The 23,079-nt window shown below is 70.1% G+C and carries 19 protein-coding genes; 15 read left to right on the top strand and 4 right to left on the bottom strand.

Features of this window, described 5'->3' with window-relative positions:
- Positions 1 to 2 precede the first annotated feature (2 nt).
- Positions 3 to 1,145, top strand: coding sequence for a molecular chaperone DnaJ (gene dnaJ / locus KRH_RS06370; protein ID WP_012398368.1), 1,143 nt, complete (start codon positions 3 to 5; stop codon positions 1,143 to 1,145).
- On the top strand, positions 1,142 to 1,903 hold the full coding sequence (locus KRH_RS06365) for a 16S rRNA (uracil(1498)-N(3))-methyltransferase (RefSeq protein ID WP_012398367.1): 762 nt from the start codon (positions 1,142 to 1,144) through the stop codon (positions 1,901 to 1,903). The genes dnaJ and KRH_RS06365 overlap by 4 nt, the downstream gene beginning before the upstream one ends.
- A 298-nt stretch (positions 1,904 to 2,201) precedes the next feature.
- Here KRH_RS06365 and KRH_RS06360 read toward each other — a convergent pair whose 3' ends face one another.
- On the bottom strand, positions 2,202 to 3,143 hold the full coding sequence (locus tag KRH_RS06360; RefSeq protein ID WP_105590517.1) for a GerMN domain-containing protein: 942 nt from the start codon (positions 3,141 to 3,143) through the stop codon (positions 2,202 to 2,204).
- Between the two features lie 297 nt (positions 3,144 to 3,440).
- Here KRH_RS06360 and KRH_RS06355 point away from each other — a divergent pair, with 297 nt between their 5' ends.
- From KRH_RS06355 to KRH_RS06320, 8 genes are all read left to right on the top strand, one after another.
- A complete protein-coding gene (locus tag KRH_RS06355) occupies positions 3,441 to 4,550 on the top strand; it encodes a PhoH family protein (RefSeq protein ID WP_012398365.1) in 1,110 nt (369 codons plus the stop codon).
- Positions 4,547 to 5,053, top strand: coding sequence for an rRNA maturation RNase YbeY (ybeY, locus tag KRH_RS06350; protein ID WP_012398364.1), 507 nt, complete (start codon positions 4,547 to 4,549; stop codon positions 5,051 to 5,053). The genes KRH_RS06355 and ybeY overlap by 4 nt, the downstream gene beginning before the upstream one ends.
- A 52-nt stretch (positions 5,054 to 5,105) precedes the next feature.
- Positions 5,106 to 6,152 carry a GTPase Era gene (locus KRH_RS06345; RefSeq protein WP_012398363.1) on the top strand — a complete coding sequence of 349 codons (1,047 nt, stop codon included), beginning with the start codon at positions 5,106 to 5,108 and terminating at the stop codon, positions 6,150 to 6,152.
- A gap of 69 nt (positions 6,153 to 6,221) precedes the next feature.
- Complete coding sequence (locus KRH_RS06340) at positions 6,222 to 7,823, top strand: LCP family protein (protein ID WP_012398362.1); 1,602 nt, start codon at positions 6,222 to 6,224, stop codon at positions 7,821 to 7,823.
- 170 nt (positions 7,824 to 7,993) lie between these two features.
- Complete coding sequence (gene leuA, locus KRH_RS06335; protein ID WP_012398361.1) at positions 7,994 to 9,748, top strand: 2-isopropylmalate synthase; 1,755 nt, start codon at positions 7,994 to 7,996, stop codon at positions 9,746 to 9,748.
- Between the two features lie 293 nt (positions 9,749 to 10,041).
- Positions 10,042 to 10,800, top strand: coding sequence for a DNA repair protein RecO (gene recO, locus KRH_RS06330; RefSeq protein ID WP_012398360.1), 759 nt, complete (start codon positions 10,042 to 10,044; stop codon positions 10,798 to 10,800).
- Between the two features lie 81 nt (positions 10,801 to 10,881).
- Positions 10,882 to 11,673 (top strand): isoprenyl transferase, encoded by a 792-nt coding sequence (locus KRH_RS06325; protein ID WP_012398359.1) that lies wholly within the window; start codon positions 10,882 to 10,884, stop codon positions 11,671 to 11,673.
- Positions 11,674 to 11,850: 177 nt separating this feature from the next.
- Positions 11,851 to 12,942 carry a quinone-dependent dihydroorotate dehydrogenase gene (locus KRH_RS06320; protein WP_012398358.1) on the top strand — a complete coding sequence of 364 codons (1,092 nt, stop codon included), beginning with the start codon at positions 11,851 to 11,853 and terminating at the stop codon, positions 12,940 to 12,942.
- A 173-nt stretch (positions 12,943 to 13,115) separates the two neighbouring features.
- Here KRH_RS06320 and KRH_RS06315 read toward each other — a convergent pair whose 3' ends face one another.
- Positions 13,116 to 13,673 (bottom strand): DUF3043 domain-containing protein, encoded by a 558-nt coding sequence (locus KRH_RS06315; protein WP_050738047.1) that lies wholly within the window; start codon positions 13,671 to 13,673, stop codon positions 13,116 to 13,118.
- Between the two features lie 125 nt (positions 13,674 to 13,798).
- Here KRH_RS06315 and KRH_RS06310 point away from each other — a divergent pair, with 125 nt between their 5' ends.
- The 5 genes from KRH_RS06310 (at position 13,799) to KRH_RS06290 (ending at position 18,934) form a co-directional block, all read left to right on the top strand.
- Positions 13,799 to 15,211: a dipeptidase gene (locus KRH_RS06310; RefSeq protein ID WP_012398356.1), complete on the top strand. Its 1,413-nt coding sequence runs from the start codon at positions 13,799 to 13,801 to the stop codon at positions 15,209 to 15,211.
- A gap of 86 nt (positions 15,212 to 15,297) precedes the next feature.
- Complete coding sequence (locus KRH_RS06305; protein ID WP_012398355.1) at positions 15,298 to 15,666, top strand: HesB/IscA family protein; 369 nt, start codon at positions 15,298 to 15,300, stop codon at positions 15,664 to 15,666.
- A 328-nt stretch (positions 15,667 to 15,994) separates the two neighbouring features.
- Complete coding sequence (gene coxB, locus KRH_RS06300) at positions 15,995 to 16,801, top strand: aa3-type cytochrome oxidase subunit II (RefSeq protein WP_012398354.1); 807 nt, start codon at positions 15,995 to 15,997, stop codon at positions 16,799 to 16,801.
- Positions 16,802 to 16,811: 10 nt separating this feature from the next.
- Positions 16,812 to 18,533 (top strand): aa3-type cytochrome oxidase subunit I, encoded by a 1,722-nt coding sequence (gene ctaD, locus KRH_RS06295; RefSeq protein ID WP_012398353.1) that lies wholly within the window; start codon positions 16,812 to 16,814, stop codon positions 18,531 to 18,533.
- Positions 18,530 to 18,934 carry a cytochrome c oxidase subunit 4 gene (locus KRH_RS06290; protein WP_012398352.1) on the top strand — a complete coding sequence of 135 codons (405 nt, stop codon included), beginning with the start codon at positions 18,530 to 18,532 and terminating at the stop codon, positions 18,932 to 18,934. The genes ctaD and KRH_RS06290 overlap by 4 nt, the downstream gene beginning before the upstream one ends.
- 1,350 nt (positions 18,935 to 20,284) lie before the next feature.
- Here KRH_RS06290 and KRH_RS06285 read toward each other — a convergent pair.
- Together KRH_RS06285 and KRH_RS06280 are read right to left on the bottom strand one after the other, a co-directional pair.
- Positions 20,285 to 21,952, bottom strand: a complete 1,668-nt coding sequence (locus KRH_RS06285) for a cytochrome bc1 complex cytochrome b subunit (RefSeq protein WP_012398351.1) — start codon at positions 21,950 to 21,952, stop codon at positions 20,285 to 20,287.
- On the bottom strand, positions 21,952 to 23,058 hold the full coding sequence (locus KRH_RS06280; protein WP_012398350.1) for a cytochrome bc1 complex Rieske iron-sulfur subunit: 1,107 nt from the start codon (positions 23,056 to 23,058) through the stop codon (positions 21,952 to 21,954). The genes KRH_RS06285 and KRH_RS06280 overlap by 1 nt, the downstream gene beginning before the upstream one ends.
- Positions 23,059 to 23,079 lie beyond the last annotated feature (21 nt).

Below are 23,079 nucleotides of genomic sequence, written 5' to 3'. Positions count from 1 at the left end.
TCGTGAGCGACCACTACGAAACCCTCGGCGTGAGCCGTGACGCCAGCGCCGAAGAGATCAAGCGCGCCTACCGCAAGAAGGCCCGCTCGCTCCACCCGGACGTGAACCCCTCCCCGGAGGCCGCGGAGGAGTTCAAGCGCGTCTCTCACGCCAACGACGTCCTCTCGGATCCCGAGAAGCGCCGTGTGTACGACGCCACGGGCAACGAGAACGGCACGGACACCGGATTCGGCGGGGGCTTCCCCGGTACCGGCTTCGGCTTCTCGGACATCTTCGAGACCTTCTTCCAGGGCGCCGGCGCCGGTGGCCAGCGCGGCCCCCGCTCCCGCACCCAGCAGGGCCAGGACGCACTGATCAACGTGCGGGTCTCGCTCAAGGACGCCGTGTTCGGTGTGGAGAAGGACATCACGGTGGACACCGCCGTGGTGTGCCCCACGTGCAACGGCTCCTGCTGCCAGCCCGGCACCAGCCCCACCACGTGCAGCATGTGCCACGGCTCCGGCCACATGCAGTACCAGCGCCAGTCCATCCTGGGCATGGTGACCACGCAGGCCCCGTGCTCGCAGTGCAACGGCTTCGGCACCGTGGTGGAGCACCCGTGCCACGAGTGCTACGGCGAGGGCCGAGTGCGGGACCGCCGGCCGCTGAGCGTGAAGATCCCGGCCGGCATCCAGTCCGGCAACCGGATCCGGCTGGGCGGGCAGGGCGAGGCAGGCACCGCCGGTGGCCCCAACGGGGACCTCTTCGTGGAGCTGAAGGTGGACCCGGACCCCACGTTCCACCGCGAGGGGGACGACCTCCACGCGCGGCTGCGCATCCCCATGACCGCCGCGGCCCTGGGCACCACGGTGACCCTGGAGACCTTCGACGGCACGCGCACCGTCTCGGTCGAGCCCGGGACCCAGTCCGGGGCCACGGTCACCCTGGACCACCTCGGCGTGACCCACCTGCGCGGCAAGGGCCGCGGGGACCTGCAGGTGCACTTCGAGGTGGAGACGCCCCGCAACCTCACCGGTGAGCAGCGTGAGCTGATGCAGCGTCTCGCCGAGCTGCGCGACGAGGACTCCGCGGACGGCACCACGGTGAGCACCTCCCACTCCGGCGGGTTCTTCTCCCGGCTGCGCGGCCGGTTCAACGAGCAGTGACGAACCCGGTCTTCCACGTCCCCGCCCCGGAGCTCGCTGCGGCGGCCCCGGGCGGGACCCTGGAGGTCACGGGCCCGGAGGCCCGGCACGCGGTGACCGTGCGCCGGCTGCGGGCCGGTGAGCCCCTCGACCTCGTCGACGGCAGGGGCACCCGCGCGGGCTGCATGTTCACGGCGGGGGAGCGGGACCGGATGACGGTGGCCGTGGACTCCGTCACCCGGGAGCCGGTCACCGCGCCCTCCCTCACCCTCGTGCAGGCCCTCGCCAAGGGTGACCGGGACCTGCAGGCCGTCGAGTCCGCCACCGAGCTCGGGGTGGACCGCGTGGTGGCGTGGCAGGCCGAGCGCAGCATCGTGCGGCTGCGCGCGGAGCGCGCTGCCAAGACCATGGCCAAGTGGGAGGCCACCCTCGCGTCAGCCGCCAAGCAGTCCCGGCGCGCCCACTGGCCCGAGCTGGCCCCGTGGGTGGACACCGCGGGTCTCGCCGAGCTCGTGCGGGCGGAGCCGGAGACGCTGTGGCTCGTGCTGCACGAGAGCGTCGCGACCCCCTGGTCCACCGCCCACGCCGCCGCGTGGCGGGACCGCGAGCGGATCGCCGTGGTCGTGGGACCCGAGGGCGGCATCTCGGACGGTGAGCTGGCCGCGCTGCAGGGGGCCGGTGCCCGGCCGGTGCGGCTGGGCACCACGGTGATGCGCTCTTCGAGCGCCGGACCGGCGGCCCTCGCGGCGCTCAACGCCGTGCTCGGCTTCTGGGACTGACCTCACCACGGGCGAACGTGCCAGGTCCGGCCGGCCCGGGTTCCTGGGCCGCGCCTGACTGTGCCCGTCTCTCGGATCGAGGGGTCTGGTGCGCGGCCGCAGCTGAAGCCGCCGCGGGGCACCGCGGCGAGCGGGCGGCCTCGTGATCCTCGACGGGACGCGGCGCCGAACGGGCGCGCTCCCGGTGCCGCGCGCTGACGACGCCGCCCGGTCACCTCGTTCCCGCGGGCGCCGGGATCAACGCGTGACCTCGTTGGGCGAGGACACCTCGATGGCCTCGTTCCCGCTGGCGCGGGGATCAGCGGCCCGAGGAGACCGTGACCTCGTGGTCGTCGGTCAGGGTGGTCCCGTGGTCGTCGGTGCCGACCACCCGGAACGTGTACTTCCCGGGGGCGAGGTCCACGGTGGTGCGCAGCTCGGTGCCCACGGTGGGATCCGTGCCCGGGCTGGCCGCCTTGACGGAGTCCCCCTTGACCCGGCGCTCGCCCGAGACGATCTCCCAGCGCACGTTGTGCACCGACGGCAGGACGCGCGCGAACACCGTGACGGGGCTGCCCGGGTCCGCGCCGGTCTGCGGGTCGACGAGCCAGATGGGCGCGGCCACCGCGGGATCGCGGGTGAGGGGGTCGTTGAGGTCTACGGAGCCGAACGCCCGGTAGCCGGTGCGCCCGTCCACCAGGATGCGGACCTCCTTGGCCGTCGAGGCGTCCAGCAGACCCGCGGTCACGGCCGCCGCCGAGACGGTGTACACCATCTGCTGCAGCGCCATCCGCGCGTCCTCTTCCGATAGCTGCGCGGCGACCGCGGCGGCGGGAAGGTCCACGGTGACCGTTCCGCTCGGGGACACGGACGTGCCCACGCTGTCCACCGCGGTCCACAGGGTGCGGTAGTCGGGATCGGACGGGGAGGAGGCCGTGACCGTGATGGCGGCGCGCGCCACCGGATCCGCCACGTCCGTGGTCTCCGGAGTGCGGAACTCGCGGAAGAGGTAGCCGGCCTGGTCCCCGGTGCCCACCCAGTACACGGGGGCCTGCTCGGTGGCCACACCGTCCACGGAGTTGTCCGTGGCCAGGGGGGCCGAGCCGATCCCAGGAGCGGCCGCAGAGTTGTTGTCCGGGCGGTCCGCGGCGTTGCCGCACGAGCACAGCCCCACGGCGAGCGAACCCGCGAGCGCCACGGTGGTGGCACGCGTGAGGGCACGGTGCAGCGTGCGGCGCGGTGCGCGGTCGGCAGTGCTCATGCGTGCTCCTTCCCCCTCGTGCTCGAGTCTCGTGCAGTGGTTCCTGGCGCGCCCCTCGTGCGCCCCGGCCCTCGCACACGCGGGCCCAGTGGTGGGCAGCCGGAGCGGCGCGGGCAGTACTTGCAGCAATGCGGTCCCGTGGGACGCGGTGTGCGCGACCGTGCGGTGGACAGGCCAGGCACCACAACCTACCCAGTGGAAACGTGTGCTCGCCAACCCTGGGGCCCGTGCGGGACGACCGTTACCTGATTGCAACCCGACACCCCGGCCCGGCCCGGAACGGATAGGCTGGGAGGGATGACCGAACGACTCGAGGGGACCGACACCCTGACTACTGCACCCCGTGAGACCACCCGCGTGAGCGTCCACCTGCCGGACCGGGACACCGCCGTCCGCGCCCTGGGCCACTCCGACTCCACCCTGCGGCTGCTCGAGCAGCAGTTCCCGGCCGTGCGCATGACCGTGCGGGACCTCGACGTCGCGCTCGAGGGGCCGGTCGTGGACACCCGTCTGGCGGCGTCGCTGCTCGAGGAGCTGCTGGCCATGGCGCTGCGCGGCACCGAGATCACCGAGCGCACCGTGCTGCGCGTGGCCCGCATGATGCGCGATGCCCAGGACATGCGGCCCTCCGGCGCGCTGTCCTCGAGCATCCTCTCCACGCGGGGCAAGACCATCCGCCCCAAGACGGTCAACCAGAAGACGTACGTGGACGCCATCGACGAGCACACGGTGGTCTTCGGCATCGGCCCGGCGGGCACCGGCAAGACCTACCTGGCCATGGCCAAGGCCGTGCGCGCGCTGCAGGCCAAGGAGGTCAACCGGATCATCCTCACCCGTCCCGCGGTGGAGGCCGGCGAGCGGCTCGGGTTCCTGCCGGGGTCCCTCAACGACAAGATCGACCCGTACCTGCGCCCGCTCTACGACGCGCTGCACGACATGATGGACCCCGAGTCCATCCCGCGGCTCATGGAGGCGGGCAGCATCGAGGTGGCGCCCCTGGCGTACATGCGCGGACGCACCCTCAACGACGCCTTCGTGATCCTGGACGAGGCCCAGAACACCACCCCGGAGCAGATGAAGATGTTCCTCACGCGCCTGGGCTTCGGCTCCCGGATCGTGGTCACCGGGGACGTCACCCAGGTGGACCTGCCCGGGGCCACGAAGTCCGGGCTGCGCCAGGTCCAGCACGTGCTGGGCGGGATCGACGACATCGCCTTCTGCGAACTGACCGCGGCGGACGTGGTGCGCCACGAGCTCGTGGGCGAGATCGTGGCCGCGTACGACCAGTTCGACACCACCAACAGGCACCGCGTGGAGCGCTCGCGCCGCAAGGAGGACCGCCGGGCGGCCCGGGCGCCGCACGGGGCGGGGGAGCGCACGTCGGACGCCGAGGGAAGCCTCCGGTGAGCGTGGCCTTTGACCTGCCGTGGGGGGGCCCCGAGGAGCTCGTCCAGCTGCCGGACGCCTACCGCGCGGTGGACACCGAGCAGCTCTCGGCGCTCGTGGCGCTGGCCTTCGAGCGCTGGCACCTGCACCCGGACACCGAGGTGAGCATCGCCGTGGTGGACGAGGAGCGCATGACGCAGCTGCACGAGCAGTGGCTGGACTTGCCCGGTGCCACGGACGTGATGTCCTTCCCCATGGACGAGCTGCGCGAGGGCACGCCCGAGAGGCCTTCCCTGGGGGTGCTCGGGGACGTGGTGCTCTGCCCGCCCGTGGCCGCGCGCCAGGCGGCCGCCGCAGGGCACAGCACGCAGGACGAGCTGTGCCTGCTCACCGCCCATTCCCTGCTCCACCTGCTGGGCCACGACCACGCCGAGGAGCACGAGCGCGCGCGGATGTTCGCCGCCCAGCGGGGCCTGCTGGAGGAGTTCCTGGGCCGGGACGCCCCCGTGGAGACCATGTCGTGAGCCGCACCCCGCTCCCGGCCACCCGCACCGACCGCACCACCGAGGACACCCCATGACTCAGGACCCTTCCGAGCACGCGCAGGACTTCCGGGCCGGCTTCGCCGTGTTCGTGGGCCGCCCCAACGTGGGCAAGTCCACGCTCACCAACGCGCTGGTGGGCCGCAAGGTGGCGATCACCTCCAACCGGCCGCAGACCACGCGGCACACCATCCGCGGCATCGTCCACCGCCCGGACGGGCAGCTGATCCTCGTGGACACCCCCGGGCTGCACCGCCCGCGCACCCTGCTGGGCCAGCGGCTCAACGACGTGGTCGCGGAGACCCTGGGCGAGGTGGACGTGATCGGCTTCTGTGTGCCCGCGGACCAGAAGGTAGGACCCGGTGACCGCTACATCGCGCAGCAGGTGGTGGCCGCCGTCGGACGCACCCCCGTGGTCGCGATCGTGACCAAGGCGGACCTCGTGCCGCAGGACCGGCTCATGGAGCAGTTGCTCGCGGTCAGCGAGCTCGGCCGGGAGGTCGTCTCGGCCGAGCGCGTCCAGCGTGAGGCCCGCCGACGACGCCGCGACGCCGCGTCGTCGGGGCCGTCCGCCCCCGCGCGCGACCGGGACGCGGCCGAGGAGGAGCCCGGCTGGGCGCACGTGATCCCGGTGAGCGCCGCGGACGGCTTCCAGGTGGACGAGCTCGGCGAGCTGCTGGTGTCGCTGATGCCCGTCTCACCGCCGCTGTACCCCGAGGGGGATCTCACGGATGAGCCCGAGGTGACCATGATGGGCGAGCTCATCCGCGAGGCCGCCCTGGAGGGGGTCCGTGACGAGCTGCCTCACTCGCTCGCCGTGGTGGTGGACGAGGTCTCCGAGCGCGAGGGCCGCTCCGCGCAGAACCCCATGCTGGACGTGCACGCGAGCCTCTACGTGGAGCGCCCCTCCCAGAAGGCCATCGTGATCGGCAAGCGGGGGGCTCGGCTGCGGGAGATCGGCACCCGTGCGCGGAGTCAGATCGAGGCCCTGCTCGGCACGCGCATCTACCTGGACCTGCACGTGAAGGTGGCCAAGGAGTGGCAGCGGGACCCCAAGCAGCTGTCCAAGCTCGGATTCTGAGCCGCGGCACACCGCTCCCGGGCGGTGACCGCCTCCCGCACCGCGCCACACACACCACAGGAGCCATCGGTGGATTCCAGCCCAGCCCCCCGCAGACGCCGCGGCGGTGACGACCCCGCCACCCCGTGGGCCGCGCACCCCGCGCGGCGCACGGACAGCTCGGGAGAACCGTACGAGCTGCGCCAGACCGGGCGTCACCACCGGGCGCGCGTGCACCGCTCCTCCACCCGGAAGATCGCGGTGATCCTCGCGGTGCTGGCCCTGCTGGGCGTCGTGGGGCTGGGAGGCATCGCCGCGCTGCGGCTCACCGGCAACCTGACCTCGAGCCCGCTGAACCTCTCGGAGGAGGGGAGCACCTCGGACGACGGTCCGCTGGACATCCTGGTGATGGGCTCGGACACCCGCCGCGGCAGCGGCAACAGTGCCTACGGCAGCGAGGACGACGCCGAGGGCCGCACGGACGTGATGATGCTCGTGCACGTGACCCAGGCGCGGGACGCCGTGACCGTGGTGTCCTTCCCCCGGGACCTGATCGTCAAGATCCCTTCCTGCACGGACCCCGGCACCGGCAAGGTGTACCCCGCCGAGACGGACATGCTCAACAGTGCGGTGGAGCGCGGCGGGCCGGGCTGCACGGTCGCCGCGATCAACGAGCTCACCGGCGTGAGCATCGACCACTTCATGCTCGCGGACTTCAACGCCGTCAAGGAGCTCTCCACCGCGGTGGGCGGCGTGCAGGTGTGCGTCAACGAGGCCGTGGACGACCCCAAGTCCGGCCTCAAGCTGCCCGCGGGGATCTCCTCGGTGGAGGGGGAGCAGGCCCTCGCGTTCCTGCGCTCCCGCGCGGCCTTCGGCAACGGCGGGGACGAGGCGCGGATCCGCTCGCAGCAGTCCTTCCTGGCCTCCCTCACCCGCAAGATCCAGGCGGACGGCACGCTCACCAACCTGCCGCAGCTCTACCGCATCGCCGAGGTCATGACCCAGAACCTGCACGTGGACCAGGGGCTGACCTCCATCCCGGAGCTCGTGAGGATCGCCAAGACGTTCAACGGCATCGACCCCGGGAGCATCGCGTTCGTCACCGCACCCACCGAGCCCTACCCCGCGGACCCCAACCGGCTGCAGCTGGACCGGGCCCCCGCGGACAAGCTGTTCGCCACCCTGCGTCGGGACGTGTCCGTGACCGGTTCCGAGGACGCCACGGGCGAGCCCTCGGCCTCGGCGGGCACCGCCTCGCCGGACGCCGCGGCACCGGGCGGCCCCGCGGCGTCGTCGCCCACCTCGAGCGCCACCGGGCCTGCGGTGGACCCGACCCTGGTGCCGGTCACCGTGAGCAACCGATCCGACGCCGGTGGGCGGGACGCCCAGGTGGCGCGCGCGCTCGGGGGCAAGGGCTACGTGAAGGCGCGCACCGGCTCCTCCGGCCCGCAGCTGGCCGCCACGCAGATCTTCTACCACCCGGACTGGGCCCTGGCCGCCGACGACGTCGCCCGCGCCCTCAACGTCTCGCCGAGCCAGCTCGTCGCGGACTACGGGGTCACGGGCGTGCAGGTGGCGGTGGGACAGGACTTCCGCGAGGGGGACCGGATGACGCGCGAGAAGGGCCTGCCGGACGGACTCGAGGGCCAGACCGCGGAACAGTTCACCTGCCAGGCCACCGCGGACGGGTGACGCGGCGGTGGCCCGCGCCACGGATGGTACGTTGGGTCACATGCGGTCCGACATGCAGCGACTCCTGCTTACGTGCCGCAGCGGGGCCTGAGGCGATCCGACACGGCCGGCCACCCGCTGCGGAGTCTTGTGATGCCGGCTGTCTCGTCTCAGTCCGAAAGGCCCCACCCGTGAAGAACCTGCAGCGCCCCTCCGGAATGCCCGCCCACAAGTACACGCCGTACCACCAGAACTTCCCGTTCGACATGTCCGACCGCACGTGGCCGGACAAGGTGGCCACCACGGCCCCGCGCTGGTGCGCGGTGGACCTGCGCGACGGCAACCAGGCACTGATCGACCCCATGGACTCCGAACGCAAGCTGCGCATGTTCCAGCTGCTCGTGGGCATGGGGTACAAGGAGATCGAGGTCGGCTTCCCGTCCGCCTCCCAGACGGACTTCGACTTCGTGCGCACCCTCGTGGAGGGCGGACACATTCCCGAGGACGTCTCCATCCAGGTGCTGACGCAGTCCCGGGAGCACCTGATCGAGCGCACGTACGAGGCCATCGACGGCGCCCCCAACGCGATTGTGCACCTGTACAACTCCACCTCCACCCTGCAGCGGCGCGTGGTGTTCCACCAGGACATGGACGGGATCGTGGACATCGCCCTCACCGGCGCCCGGCTGTGCCGCAAGTACGAGGAGCAGCTCAGCGGCACCGCCGTCACGTACGAGTACTCCCCGGAGTCCTACACCGGGACCGAGCTGGAGTTCGCCGCCAGGATCTGCAACGAGGTGGCCGAGACCTTCGAGATCGGCAACGGGCGGAAGATGATCGTGAACCTGCCCGCCACCGTGGAGATGGCCACCCCCAACGTGTACGCCGACTCGATCGAGTGGATGGGCCGCCACCTGTACCAGCGCGAGGACATCATCCTGTCCCTGCACCCCCACAACGACCGCGGCACGGGCGTGGCCGCCGCCGAGCTGGGATACCTGGCCGGGGCGGACCGCATCGAGGGCTGCCTGTTCGGCAACGGCGAGCGCACCGGCAACGTGGACCTGGTGACGCTGGGACTGAACCTGCTGACCCAGGGCGTGGACCCGCAGATCGACTTCTCGGACATCGAGGAGATCCGCCGCACCGTGGAGTACTGCAACCAGCTGCCCGTGCCCGAGCGCAGCCCCTACGGCGGGGACCTGGTGTTCACGGCGTTCTCCGGCTCCCACCAGGACGCCATCAAGAAGGGCTTCGAGGCCATGGAGCGCGACGCCGAGCAGCAGGGCGTGGGCGTGGACGAGCTCGAGTGGGCGGTGCCGTACCTGCCCATCGACCCCAAGGACGTGGGTCGCAGCTACGAGGCCGTGATCCGCGTGAACTCCCAGTCCGGCAAGGGGGGAGTGGCCTACCTGCTCAAGAGCGAGTACGGGATCGACCTGCCCCGCCGCGCGCAGATCGAGTTCTCCGGCGTGGTGCAGAAGTTCACGGAGACCTCCGGCTCCGAGGTGTCCGCGCAGCAGCTGTGGACCATCTTCCGCGACGAGTACCTGCCCTCCCGGGACGGCAGCGGGTCCACGTGGGGCCACTACCGGATCACGTCCATCTCCACCCACGCCGAGGACCAGGCCAACACGGTGCTGGAGATCGGCCTGGACGTGGGCGGGGAGCACAAGGAGCGCACGGCGCAGGGGACCGGCCCCATCGACGCCCTGATCAACCTGTTCAACCGGGAGGGCATGGACGTCCGGCTGCTGGACTACACGGAGCACACCCTCTCCGCGTCCGCCAACGCGCAGGCAGCGAGCTACGTGGAGCTGGCCGTGGGTGACCGCGTGCTGTGGGGTGCGGGCATGGACTCCAACACCACCCGGGCCTCGCTGAAGGCCGTGATCTCCGCGGTGAACCGCGCGGTCCGCGACGCCCAGGAGGCAGCGCAGGACTGACACGATCCACCTCAGGGGCCCCGATCGTCGGCATCGGTCGGGGCCCCTGTGCAGTGCGGGATCCCCGTGCCGTGCGCAACCCCCTGCACCGCACGCGGCCCCCTGCTTTGTGTCCAGCCCCCTGCGTCGTGCGGAGTTCCTGCTGCCTGCCGCAGCCTCTCGGGTGGCCGGGCGCAGCGAGGGCTGCTGTCGCGCAGGCCTGTCGCGCAGGGGTGCGGAACGGCTGGGCCGCGACGGTGCGCTCCGCCGCTCACGGGTGGGGCGCACCGTCGCGGAGGTGGCACAATGGCGCGGTGGCCCGTTCAACCTTCGCCTCGCGCAGCTACCGCGACGACGCCGTGGTGCTGCGCACCTACACCCTGGGCGAGGCAGACCGCATCGTGATCCTGCTCAGTGCCCAGCACGGGCAGGTGCGGGCCGTGGCCAAGGGTGTACGGCGCACCACGTCCCGTTTCGGGGCGCGGCTGGAGCCGTTCAACGTGGCCGAGGTGCAGCTGGTGCACGGCCGGTCGCTGGACATCGTCTCGCAGGCCATCGGCAAGCGCTCCTACGGGGAGCGGATCGTCTCGGACTACGAGCGCTTCACGGCGGCCGCCGCGATGGCCGAGACCGCCGAGAGGCTCACGGCCGACGACCACGACACCGCCGCCCAGCACTACCGTCTGCTCGTGGGCGCACTGTCTGCCACGGCCAGGGGTCTGCACCGCCCGGGTCGCATCCTGGACTCGTACCTGCTGCGCGCGGTCTCCCTGGCCGGGTGGACCCCCAGCTTCGTGGACTGCGCGCGCTGCGGGGCACCGGGCCCGCACCGGTCCTTCTCCGCGCCCCTCGGCGGCGCGGTGTGCCCGCAGTGCCGCCCCCCGGGCTCGGCCGCGCCCAGTGATGCCACGTTCGTGCTGCTGAACGGCCTGCTCCACGGGGACTGGCCCACGATCGACGCCGCCGATCCCCGCACCGCGCGCGACGCCGCCGGTCTCGTGGCGTCCTACGTCCAGTGGCACATGGAGCGCACGGTGCGGGCGCTGGCCCTCGTGGACCGCGGGGACGGCTGAGCGGTTCCGGTGCGCGCCCTCGTGTGTGCGGTCAGGTCCTAGGGTGGGGGAGTACCGGACGCCCGTCGAGAGGACCCCCTCGTGAACCGCTTCACCCCGCCGCCCCCGCACCCCAGTGGTGAGACGGCCCCCGTGCTGGACCCCGCGCTCCTGCCCCGGCACGTGGCTCTCGTGATGGACGGCAACGGCCGGTGGGCCAACGAGCGGGGACTGCCCCGGACCGAGGGTCACCGCGCGGGCGAGCGGGCCCTCATGGACGTGGTGGCCGGGGCCATCGACCTCGGGATCCCGTACGTGTCCGCGTATGCGTTCTCCACGGAGAACTGGAAGCGCTCCCCCTCGGAGGTGGCGTTCCTCATGAACTTCACCGGGGACGTCATGGCCCGCCAGCTGCTCACCTTCCAGGAGTGGGGGATCCGGATCCGGTGGGCGGGGCGGCGCCCCCGGCTGTGGGGCTCGGTGATCAAGCGCCTCGAGACGGCTGAGCGGGAGACCCAGGACAACACCGTGCTCACGCTGACCATGTGCGTGAACTACGGGGGCCGGGCGGAGATCGCGGACGCCGCCGCGGCCATGGCCCGGGACGCCCGGGAGGGGCGGCTGAAACCGGGGTCCATCACGGAGGACACCGTGCAGCAGTACCTGGACGAACCCACGCTGCCGGACGTGGACATGTTCCTGCGGTCCTCGGGGGAGCAGCGGCTGTCCAACTTCATGTTGTGGCAGTCCGCATATGCGGAACTGGTGTTCCTGGATGTGCTGTGGCCGGACATGGACCGCCGGGTGCTGTGGCAGGCCGTGCAGGACTACGTGGAGCGGGACCGCCGGTACGGGGGAGCGGTGGACCGCCTCGCGGGGCCCGACGCCACGTAGCGGTTTGCGGCTATCAAGATGCCAACTCTCGGCTGAATGTTCAATCACTGCATTCAATGTTCAATGACGAGTTGAAAAGATGGCCGACGGTACGCGAGTCAGATTGGTGAGGCCCGTGCCGCCCGAACCCACCCGGCACTCCGAGTCAACCCGGCACCCGTGTGGAAAACTGGCCCCATGCGCCTGTACCCCGCCTTCTTCAAGGCCGCCTTCTCCTGGATGGACCCCGAGCTCGCCCACACCCTGGGCTTCGCCGGCATCAAGCTGGCCCACCGCACCGGTCTGGGCCGTGTGCTCTCCCGCGTGACGGCTCCGGATGAGGGGGCGGAAGTCAACGTGATGGGTCTCACGTTCCCCTCGCCCTTCGGTCTGGCCGCGGGATTCGACAAGGGGGCCACCGGGACCCACGCCCTCACCCAGCTGGGCTTCGGGCACGTGGAGATCGGCACGGTCACGGGCCAGGCCCAGCCCGGCAATCCTCGCCCCCGGCTGTTCCGGCTCGTGCGGGACCGTGCGGTGATCAACCGCATGGGCTTCAACAACGACGGCGCCGAGGCCGTCGCGCCGCGCGTGGCGGCCGCCCTGCAGACCCTCGCCCAGGAGTCGATCCGCACCGGGCGGCGTCGACCCGTGGTGGGCGTGAACATCGGCAAGACCAAGGCGGTGGGACTCGAGGATGCCGCGGCCGACTACGTGCGCAGCACCCGGGTGCTCGCCCCCTACGCCGACTACCTCGTGGTCAACGTGTCCTCCCCCAACACCCCCGGGCTGCGTCAGCTGCAGGAGCTCGACGCCCTACGGCCGCTGCTGCTCGCCGTGCGGGCCGAGGCGGACCGGGTCACCGGCCGACGGGTCCCGCTGCTCGTGAAGATCGCCCCCGACCTCGCCGACGAGGACGTCACAGCCGTGGCGGACCTGGCTCTGGAGCTCGGGCTGGACGGCATCGTGGCCACGAACACCACGATCGCGCGGGAGGGCCTGGGCCTGCGCACCAACCACGACGACGTGGCGGCGTGCGGTGCCGGCGGGCTCTCGGGGGCGCCGTTGCGGCGTCGTTCGCTCGAGGTGCTCCGGCTGCTGAAGGAGCACGCGGGGGAGCAGCTCGTGCTCGTGTCCGTGGGAGGGGTGACCACCGCCCGGGACGTGATGGAGCGCCTGGACGCCGGGGCGTCCCTGGTGCAGGGGTACACCGCATTCCTGTACGAAGGTCCGTTCTGGGCCGGGCGCATCAACCGCGGTCTGCGCCGGGCCGCGCGCGAGGGCCGCTGACGGATCCGGTCGTCGTCGATCCCGCCGGTCCCCGGACGGAGCGGCAGCGGGCAGGTGTGCGCGGGCGGCACCGTGTCCTGCACCGGGCACCGGAGCTGCTCAGCGGACACGGACGAGGGCCCGCACCGCTGACAGCGGTGCGGGCCCTCGTGACGTCGACGGGAAGCCGAGCGCTACTCGGGACGCTCGCCGCGCCGGACCTGCGGCTTGGGCAGGCGCAGCCTGCGGATGGTGAAGGCGCGCATGGCCGCGTACCAGCGCGTGCCGCGCTGGACGGAACCGAACTTGCGCTGCATCACCGAGTGCATCCGGGTGGTCATGATGATCGCGTCGATCACGCAGAGCCCGATGTACCCGTAGACCACCCAGATCAGGGTCATGGCCACGGACTGCACGGGCAGGAAGAGCAGCAGGAAGACCAGCACCAGGAAGATCAGCACGTACTCGCCGATGTTGAAGCGCGAATCCACCCAGTCCCGCGCGAAGCGGCGCTGGGGGCCGGCGTCACGGGGGCCGAGGTAGCGCTCGTCCCCGGCCGCCATGCCCGCCTGGGCCTGCGCGCGGCGCTCACGCTCCGCCTGACGCGACTCGATCTTGGCGGCCTTGCGGTCCTCGGGGACGAGGGGCCTGCGGCGTGCGGCCTCCTGCTCCTTGCGGGTGGGAGTGGGGCGGCCCTTCCCGGCCCGCGCCGAGGGGGCCGCGGGCGCCGCGGTCCCGGTCGAGGCGCTCACGGCGGTGGATCCCGTGGATTCATCTGACTTCTTGCGTCCAAACACCCGCCCAGCCTAACGGAGTCCCGGTGTGCCGCTGTCCGTGTGTCCGGGCGGCGCACACGGAGCGCCGCTAGGCTGTCGGCATGAGCACAGACTTCACACGCCCCAGTTCCGAGACGGTCGAGGCGCTGCGCGTCAGCGTTCAGAACTCGCGGAGCACGCTGCTGGCCGAGCTCGGTGAGCTCGTGGCCATCCCGGGCATCGCCTGGGACTCCTTCGACGCCGCCGATCTGGACCGCAGCGCGCAGGCCGTGGCCGAGCTGCTGCGCGGGCTGCCGTTCGACTCCGTGGACGTGCTGCGGGTGCCGTCCGCGGACGACTCCGGGCACCCCGCGGTGGTGGCCCGCAAGGCGGCCGCCCCCGGACACCCGACGATCCTGCTGTACGCCCACCACGACGTCCAGCCCCCGGGCAAGCGAGAGCTGTGGGACACCGAGCCCTTCGAGGCCGTGGAGAAGGACGGCCGGCTGTGGGGGCGCGGCGCCGCCGACGACAAGGCCGGCGTGATGGCCCACGTGGGCGCCCTGCGGGCCTTCTTCGCGCAGCACGGCAGCGAGCCCGGCCTGGGCGTCACCGTGTTCGTCGAGGGCGAGGAGGAGGCCGGCTCGCCCGGGTTCGAGGCGTTCCTGGCGGCCCACCGGGACAAGTTGGCCGCGGACGTGATCGTGATCGCGGACTCCGCCAACTGGGAGGTGGGCGTACCGGCACTGACCACGAGCCTGCGCGGCGTCGTGGGCGGCGTCGTCGAGCTCAGCGTGCTGGACCACGCGGTGCACTCCGGCATGTTCGGCGGCCCCGTCCTGGACGCGCCCACGCTGCTGGCCCGCCTGATCGCCACGCTGCACGACGACGACGGCGCCGTGGCCGTGGCCGGGCTGCTGAGCGAGGACGCCACGGACGTGGACTACGACGAGGCCCGCTTCCGCGCGGACGCGGGCGTGCTCGACGGCGTGCAGCTCGCGGGCCGCGGTTCGCTGGCCTCACGCCTGTGGACCCAGCCGGCCCTGTCGGTCACGGGCATCGACGTCACGGACGTGGACCACGCGTCCAACACCATCGCGGCGTCGGCCCGCGCGAAGCTGAGCCTGCGCATCGCCCCCGGACAGGACCCCCGGGAGGCCGCCGACGCGCTGCGCCGGCACGTGCTCGAGCACGCGCCCCTGGGGGCGCACGTGAGCATCGAGATCGAGGAGGCCGGCCCGTCCTTCCGTGCGGACCACGACGCCGTCAGCTCCAGGATCGCGCTGTGGGCCTTCGAGCAGGCGTGGGGACGACCCGCCGTCACCTCGGGGCTCGGAGGCTCCATCCCGTTCACGGCCACCCTCACCGAGGCGTACCCTGACGCCGAGATCCTCATCACCGGCATCGAGGACCCGGACACCCGGGCCCACAGCGCCAACGAGTCCCTGCACATCGAGGACTTCCTGCACGCGGTCACCGCCGAGGCCCTCGTGCTGAGCGCCCTCGCCGAGCAGGGCACGCGCGGGACGGAATGATTTCCCGCGCCCCCGCGTTCCACCGTGGAGAAGGGCCGACCCCGATCTGAGTGGTGCGACCACGCGTCGCACGGAAAGTGAGCACCATGAGCGTCACCACCGAGAACGAGACCATCCAGGACCTCCCCGCCCACGAGGTCCTGCTCACCGACAACGCCGCCCAGAAGGTGCGCGACCTGCTCGAGCAGGAGGGTCGCACGGACCTGCGGCTGCGCGTGGCCGTGCAGCCCGGCGGCTGCTCGGGCCTGATCTACCAGCTCTACTTCGACGAGCGCGTCCTGGACGGGGACCACGTCCGGGACTTCGGCGGCGTGGAGGTGATCGTGGACAAGATGAGCGTCCCGTACCTCAGCGGCTCCACCGTGGACTTCGAGGACACCATCTCCAAGCAGGGGTTCTCGATCGACAACCCCAACGCGCAGGGCTCGTGCGCGTGCGGCGACTCGTTCCACTGAGCCGAGTCACCGGCACCCGGGAGAGGGGTGCGCGGGGTCCCACGGGGCCCTGCGCACCCCTCTTGCGCTGTCCGCGGGCGACTGCTCCCCCGGGGCTCGGCACCCGGGGCGTGACGGCCCGCACGGGCACGACACGGCAGCTGACACGGTGTCAGCACATCCCGGGCCTGAGGGGTAAACTTCCTGGAGAGAACCATTAACGGGCAACGTGTCCTCTGTGCCCCGCGCAGGACCGATGCGGAACCCACGTACAGAAGAGGAAGGGCCGTCTGTGAGTTCGCAAACCCGAACCGGCAGCCGCCACGGCCGGACGCTGAAGGTCTCGGCAGTGGCAGTCCTGGCGACGAGCTCGCTCACCGCGTGCTCGGAGCAGACCAAGGTGGGCTTTCTGCCCACGCAACGTGGCACCACCGACAACGCGGACCAGATCATGGATCTGTGGATCGGCTCCTGGGTGGCGGCGTTGTGCGTCGGCCTGCTGGTGTGGGGTCTGATGCTCTGGTGCATGGTCGCCTACCGCCGACGCAAGAACGAGACCGGCTACCCGCGGCAGCTCGCCTACAACGCCCCGCTCGAGATCTTCTACACGATCGTGCCCATCGCCATGATCGTCTCCCTCTTCTTCTTCTCGTTCCGCACGCAGACCGAGATCACGGACCGCTTCGAGAACCCGGACACCAAGATCCAGATCTACGGCAAGCAGTGGGCCTGGGACTTCAACTATCTCGACGACAACGTCCACTACCAGGGTGTGCAGGCGCACCTGACCGGTGAGCCCGGCGTCGAGAAGACCCTCCCCACCCTCTACCTTCCCGCCGACAGCAAGGTCGAGCTGGAGATCACCTCCCGCGACGTCATCCACTCCTTCTGGGTGCCCGCGTTCCTCGAGAAGATCGACATGATCCCGGACCGCACCAACTACATGAGCTTCACCACCGGCCGCGAGGGCACCTTCGCCGGCAAATGCGCGGAGCTGTGCGGCGAGTACCACTCCGAGATGCTGTTCAACGTGGCGGTCGTGAGCCAGGAGGAGTACGACTCGCAGATGCAGAAGCTGCGCGACGAGGGAAACACCGGCATCGTCGGCGACGAGTACAACCGCAACCCGAACCGCAACGCAACCTCCAACAACTAGGGGATAGGCAATGTCTACGCTCGAATATTCGCGGGACGACGCGGCAGCAGCCGCACCCCGCGTTGTCCCACGCTCCAAGGGTCGGGTGATCGTCAACTGGCTCACCTCGACCGACCACAAGACCATCGGGTACATGTACCTGATCTCTTCTTTCGTCTTCTTCTGCGCGGGCGGCGTCATGGCGCTGCTCATCCGTGCCGAGCTGTTCCAGCCCGGCATGCAGATCCTGGAGACCAAGGAGCAGTACAACCAGCTGTTCACCATGCACGGCACGATCATGCTGCTGATGTTCGGCACCCCGCTGTTCATCGGCTTCGCCAACGTGATCGTCCCGTTGCAGCTCGGCGCCCCGGACGTGGCCTTTCCGCGGCTGAACGCACTGTCCTTCTGGTTCTTCCTCTTCGGCTCGCTGATCGCGGTGTCCGGCTTCATCTCCCCCCAGGGCGCAGCCTCCTTCGGCTGGTTCGCCTACGCGCCACTGAACAGCACCACGTTCAGTCCAGGGGTGGGTGGTGACCTCTGGGTCTTCGGCCTGGGGCTGCAGGGCTTCGGCACCATTCTCGGTGCGGTGAACTTCATCACCACCATCGTGTGCATGCGCGCGCCCGGGATGACCATGTGGCGCATGTCCGTGTTCACCTGGACCACCCTGATCACCTCCATGCTGGTCATCATGGTCTTCCCGCCGCTGGCCTCCGCCCTGTTCGCACTGGGCATGGACCGCCGCCTGGGCGGGCACGTGTTCGACCCCGAGAACGGTGGCGCCATCCTCTGGCAGCACCTGTTCTGGTTCTTTGGCCACCCCGAGGTATACGTTCTCGCGCTGCCGTTCTTCGGCATCGTGTCCGAGATCATCCCGGTGTTCTCCCGCAAGCCGATCTTCGGTTACAAGGGCCTGGTGTTCGCGACGATCGCCATTGCCGCCCTGTCCGTGACCGTGTGGGCCCACCACATGTACGTCACCGGCGCCGTGGCGCTGGGCTTCTTCTCCTTCATGACCATGATGATCGCGGTGCCCACCGGCGTGAAGTTCTTCAACTGGATCGGCACCATGTGGCAGGGCTCGCTCACGTTCGAGACGCCCATCCTGTGGGTGCTGGGCTTCCTCTTCACCTTCCTGTTCGGCGGGCTCACCGGCATCATCCTGGCGACGCCGCCGCTGGACTTCCACGTGTCCGACACCTACTTCGTGGTCGCGCACTTCCACTACGTGATCTTCGGAACCATCGTGTTCGGCATGTTCGCGGGCTTCTACTTCTGGTGGCCCAAGTTCACCGGCAAGATGCTCAACGAGCGCATCGGCAAGATCCACTTCTGGATCCTGTTCGTGGGCTTCCACATGACGTTCCTCATCCAGCACTGGCTGGGCGTGGACGGCATGCCGCGCCGCTACGCGGACTACTTGCCGGAGGACGGCTTCACCTGGATGAACCAGTTCTCCACCATCGGCTCCATGCTGCTGGCTGTGTCCATGATCCCGTTCTTCTGGAACGTGTACACCACCCACCGCAACGCCAAGAAGGTGGAGGTTGACGATCCGTGGGGCTTCGGTGGCTCCCTCGAGTGGGCGACCTCCTGCCCGCCGCCGCGCCACAACTTCACCTCCCTGCCTCGGATCCGTTCCGAGCGCCCCGCGCTGGATCTCCACCACCCGGAGCTCTCCGCGTTCTCCAGCCAGCAGTTTGACGCCGAGACCCCCCTGGTCGGCGGCACCGGAAGGAACGGACGATGAGCACCACTATCAAGACCTTCCTGATGCTCGGCGTGTTCTGCACGATCGTGGGTCTGGTCTACGGCTACGTCACGGAGTTCCAGGAGCTCGCCGGGTTCCCGGCGCTGCTGGCCGTTGCAGCCATGAGCTTCATGCTCGTGATCTACCTGTGGCTCGTCCAGCGTTCCACCGGCGGCACCCTGCCGGAGGACCGTGAAGACGGCGAAATCGTGGAGATGTCCGGCGAGTACGGCGCCTTCTCCCCGTGGAGCTGGTGGCCGTTGCTGCTGGGGCTCGGGTGCGCGCTGTTCGTGACGGCCCTCGCGGTCGGCTGGTGGATCATCGGCCTGGCCGTTCCCGTGGCCCTGCTGGGCCTTCTGGGCCTGGTCTTCGAGCACTCCCGCGGAGAGCACGCCCACTGACCCCTGATTCGTTGAGGTTGCTTCGAGAGCCCGCGTCGTCTGCGAACGGCGCGGGCTCTCGTCGTATCCGCACTGTGGCCGCACGAGCTCCGCAGCCCCGCAAGGTTGAGGAGCATCCACCACCGGGTGATGGGGATTGCCCCCTGTTTTTCGGCTGTACAGACCCCCTGCGGCGCTACTAACGGCCCGTTTTCGCACCGGTTACGCCCGCTGTGTGGGAGTCCCTGAGATTCAGGTCTCAGACGGTGCGTCCCGCCCGTCAACGGGCGGAAACGTCTCGCCGAGGGCTGTCTCTGCCAGGGGAGAGTTCGGAAGCTCTCGGGCAGTGGGGGGAGAAGTGCTCGGGCTGAGGCCGCCCAGGGGCTTCCCAGCGGCATTCTGATGCTGACCCAGGACGCGCTGCGACTCTGCCGCGATGTCGGGATGCAGTTCCGCGTGGCGCTCGGTGCCACGGCCTTCTGGCGTCGGGAGGTCCGACGTGGAGCGTCGCGCTGCGGAGGAGCTCACGATCCACGACCCTTGTGCCAGGGGAATGCGCGGGCCCCCACGACCGGCAAAGACGCGGCCCATCCTCAGTCGTCTATCGCGTTCGCACGACATGTGGGCCAGGCCGACGTCCGGGATTCCATGCCGGATCCGGGGTGCCGTTGCGCCGATGGGCCGGCAGCCCCTCCAACCCTCCCTCCTGGGCTTTCGGAGCCCAGCACCTGCCCCGCGTGAACCCACCGGCCCACCTGATGGTGGGGCCAGCCGAGCCCTCGGCCTGCAGCCGAGGGAGCACGGGCTACGCGACCGCGCGTGGTGCGGAACTGGGACTAGGTGCAGTGTCCGTCCGCGCACCACGCCCGGTGCTCGCTCCGGATGACGACGGGTGCGGGGGCTATAGGGCTACGCACTGGTCAGGGCTCGTGGGGTCCTTCCAAGGGGCTCATAACCTGGCCCCGCCTCGGGTCCCGCGCGTGGGGCGTCCATCGGGTCCAGCGCGTGGGGGGCGTCCATCGAGTGCAGCGAGACTCCAGGCCGCCCCAAGGCGGGGGAGGTCGCTACTGGCAGGTCCTACACTCCGTGTCCGGCTTTCGTCGCTGACTCAACGAGCGCTCCCTCTCAGCCACCGTCCGGTGCGGGGTGCTGGTCTACCCCCGAGGAGGGGCCATGGGCGACAGGCCGCCCGAGAGCCTCTCCGAGAGCCATTCATGCCTCTCAGCGTGCGTGAGGGATGCATGCGCTGGCGGTCTGTTCCCGGCGCCACCTCGTCGGCGGCCCGGTGCTCCAGGCAAAGAAGAGGGCCCGCAGCGATCATCTGATCGCTGCGGGCCCTCCCCAGGGGAGCGGGTCAGTGCTCCCGGTGACTCACCGCTCGAGCTGCGTGGTGTGCGAACCCGCACCCACGGCAACCGGCTCGGCGTCGTGGTGGCCGTGGGCCGCCTCGAGCTCGGCGGGCGTCACGGGCGCCACACGGTCCTCGAAGAAGAACCTGCTCAGGCGGCCGCGCATCTTCTCGGAGGACGTGATCTTGCCCTTCGCGTTGGCCCGCGCCGGCTGGACCTGGCGGTCCTCGAAGTCCACCAGCTTGTAGCGGCGGTACTCGTCCAGGGGCTCGTGGACCTCCACGAACTCACCGTGGGGCAGAGCCTGGATGCGGCCGGACTCACGCCCGTGCAAGACGATCTCGCGGTCCTTGCGCTGCAGCGCAAGGCAGAAGCGCCGCACGATGATGAACGCGAGGATGGGGCCGAGGAAGTACAGCGCCCGCAACCAGTAGATGACGTCGTTCACGGCCACGTGGAAGTGCGTGGCGATGAGGTCACCGGAGGCGGCGATCATCTGCACCGCGTAGAACGTGACGCCAGCGGCACCGACGGCCGTGCGGAACGGCGCGTTGCGCGGACGGTCCAGGATGTTGTGCACGCGGTCGTCGCCGGTGACCCACCGCTCGATCCACGGCCACGCGAACATCACGCCGAACATGCCCGCCATGGGGATCAGCGGTAGCAGGATGGCCAGGGGGATGGCCAGGCCGAAGATGTCGATCTCCCAGGAGAACGGCCACGAGCCGGGCATCAGGCGCAGGCCGCCGTCCGAGAAGCCCATGTACCAGTCAGGTTGCGAACCGGCCTGCACGGGGGAGGGGTCGTACGGCCCGTAGTTCCAGATCGCGTTGATGGTGGTGGTTCCCGCGATCAGCGCGAGGATGCCGAAGACGATGAAGAAGAAGCCGCCGGCCTTGGCCGCGTAGATGGGACCCACGGGGAAGCCGACCACGTTCTGCTCGGTGCGGCCCGGACCGGGGAACTGGGTGTGCTTGTGCACCACGACCATGAACAGGTGCACCACGATCATCATGAGGATCAGTGCCGGGATGATCAGCACGTGCACGATGTACAGACGCCCGATGATCGCGTGGCCGGGGAACTCGCCGCCGAACATGAACATCGAGATGTAGGTGCCGACCACGGGCACGGACTTCGCGATCGCGTCCGCGATGCGCAGGCCGTTGCCGGAGAGCACGTCGTCGGGGAGCGAGTAGCCGGAGAAGCCCGCCACGATGGCCAGGATGAAGAGCACGCAGCCCACCACCCAGTTCAGCTCACGCGGACGGCGGAACGCGCCCGTGAAGAACACGCGCAGCATGTGCACGGACAGCGCCATCACGAACAGCAGTGCGGACCAGTGGTGCAGCTGGCGCAGGAAGAGCCCGCCGCGGATGTCGAAGGAGATGTTCAGGGTGGACGCGTACGCGCCGGACATCTCCACGCCCTGCATGGGGACGTAGTTGCCCTGGTACTCCATGGAGGTCATGGTCGGGTCGAACCACAGCGCCAGGAACGTGCCGGAGAGAAGCAGGATGATGAAGCTGTAGAGCGCCACCTCACCGAACATGAAGGACCAGTGGTCCGGGAAGACCTTGCGGCCGAACTCCTTGACGATCGACGAGCCGCCCACGCGGGTGTCCACGAAGTTGGCGATGCGACCGGTGCGGGTGGTGGGTCGGTATTCGAAGTCAGCTGTGGTGGACATCAGTTCGCCTCGTCCTGCATGTCTTTGACGGCGAAGCCACGCTGCGAGTAGGTCGGTCCAACAGGCTCGTGGAAGTCGCTACGGGCAACGAGGTAACCGTCGGAATCAACGGAAATGGGCAGCTGCGGGAGGGGCCGGGAGGCCGGCCCGAAGATGACCTCACACTCGTTGGTGAGGTCGAACGTGGACTGGTGGCACGGGCACAGCAGGTGGTGCGTGTGCTGCTCGTACAGCGCGATGGGGCAGCCGACGTGGGTGCAGACCTTGGAGTAGGCGAAGATGCCGTCCACGTTCCAGTCTTTGCGCTCCTCGGACACGTTGACCTTGTCCGGGTCCAGACGCATGAGCAGCACCACGGCCTTGGCCTTCTCGTTGAGGTAGCCGTCCTCGTGACTGACGCTCGTGAGGTTCTCCGGGATCACGTGGAACGCGGAGCCCAGGGTGACGTCCGAGGCCTTGATGGGGGTACCCGAGGGGTCGCGCACCAGGCGCACGCCCTCGTCCCACATGGAGTGGCGCAGCACCTTGAGGTCGGTGGGGCCGAGGTCCTTGAGCAGTCCCACGAAGGGGAGGGGCATGAGGACGGCGGCACCGATGAGGGTGTTGCGCAGCAGCGGGCGGCGCTTCACACCGGACTCGTCGTAGATGGTGTTGAGGATGCTCTGCGCCTCGGCGCGCTCATCCTCGGTGCGCAGGTCGTGACGCATCTCCACGATCTCGTGGTCGGGCATCAGCGTGCGGGCCCAGTGGACCACACCCACGCCGATGCCGAACATGCCCAGGGCGATGCCGAGACCGAGCAGGAGGTTCTGCAGCCGCAGCTGGGCGGTAGGCTCCGTGTTGACCGCGTCGTACAGCGGGCCGTCCACGCGGATGCCGAAGTACGCCACGAAGAAGATCACGGATCCGACAACGGAGAGCAGGAACAGCAGGACCACCTGGTGTTCGGCTCGCCTGGCCGCCTTGGGGTCTACGTCCGTCACGCGGGGACGGTGCGGTGGAAGCCCCGGATTGGGGAAGTGATCCAGGTCCGCTCCGTCCGAGGTGACAACCGCCCCGCTCTTGTGGGGAGTGCCGTCACGATGGTCGCCCATGTGGTCCCTCATTCTTCTCTTGGTGCTGTGAAT

Source organism: Kocuria rhizophila DC2201, from assembly GCF_000010285.1.
Taxonomy (GTDB): domain Bacteria; phylum Actinomycetota; class Actinomycetes; order Actinomycetales; family Micrococcaceae; genus Kocuria; species Kocuria rhizophila_A.
This window is presented reverse-complemented; position numbering and strand designations above follow the sequence as displayed.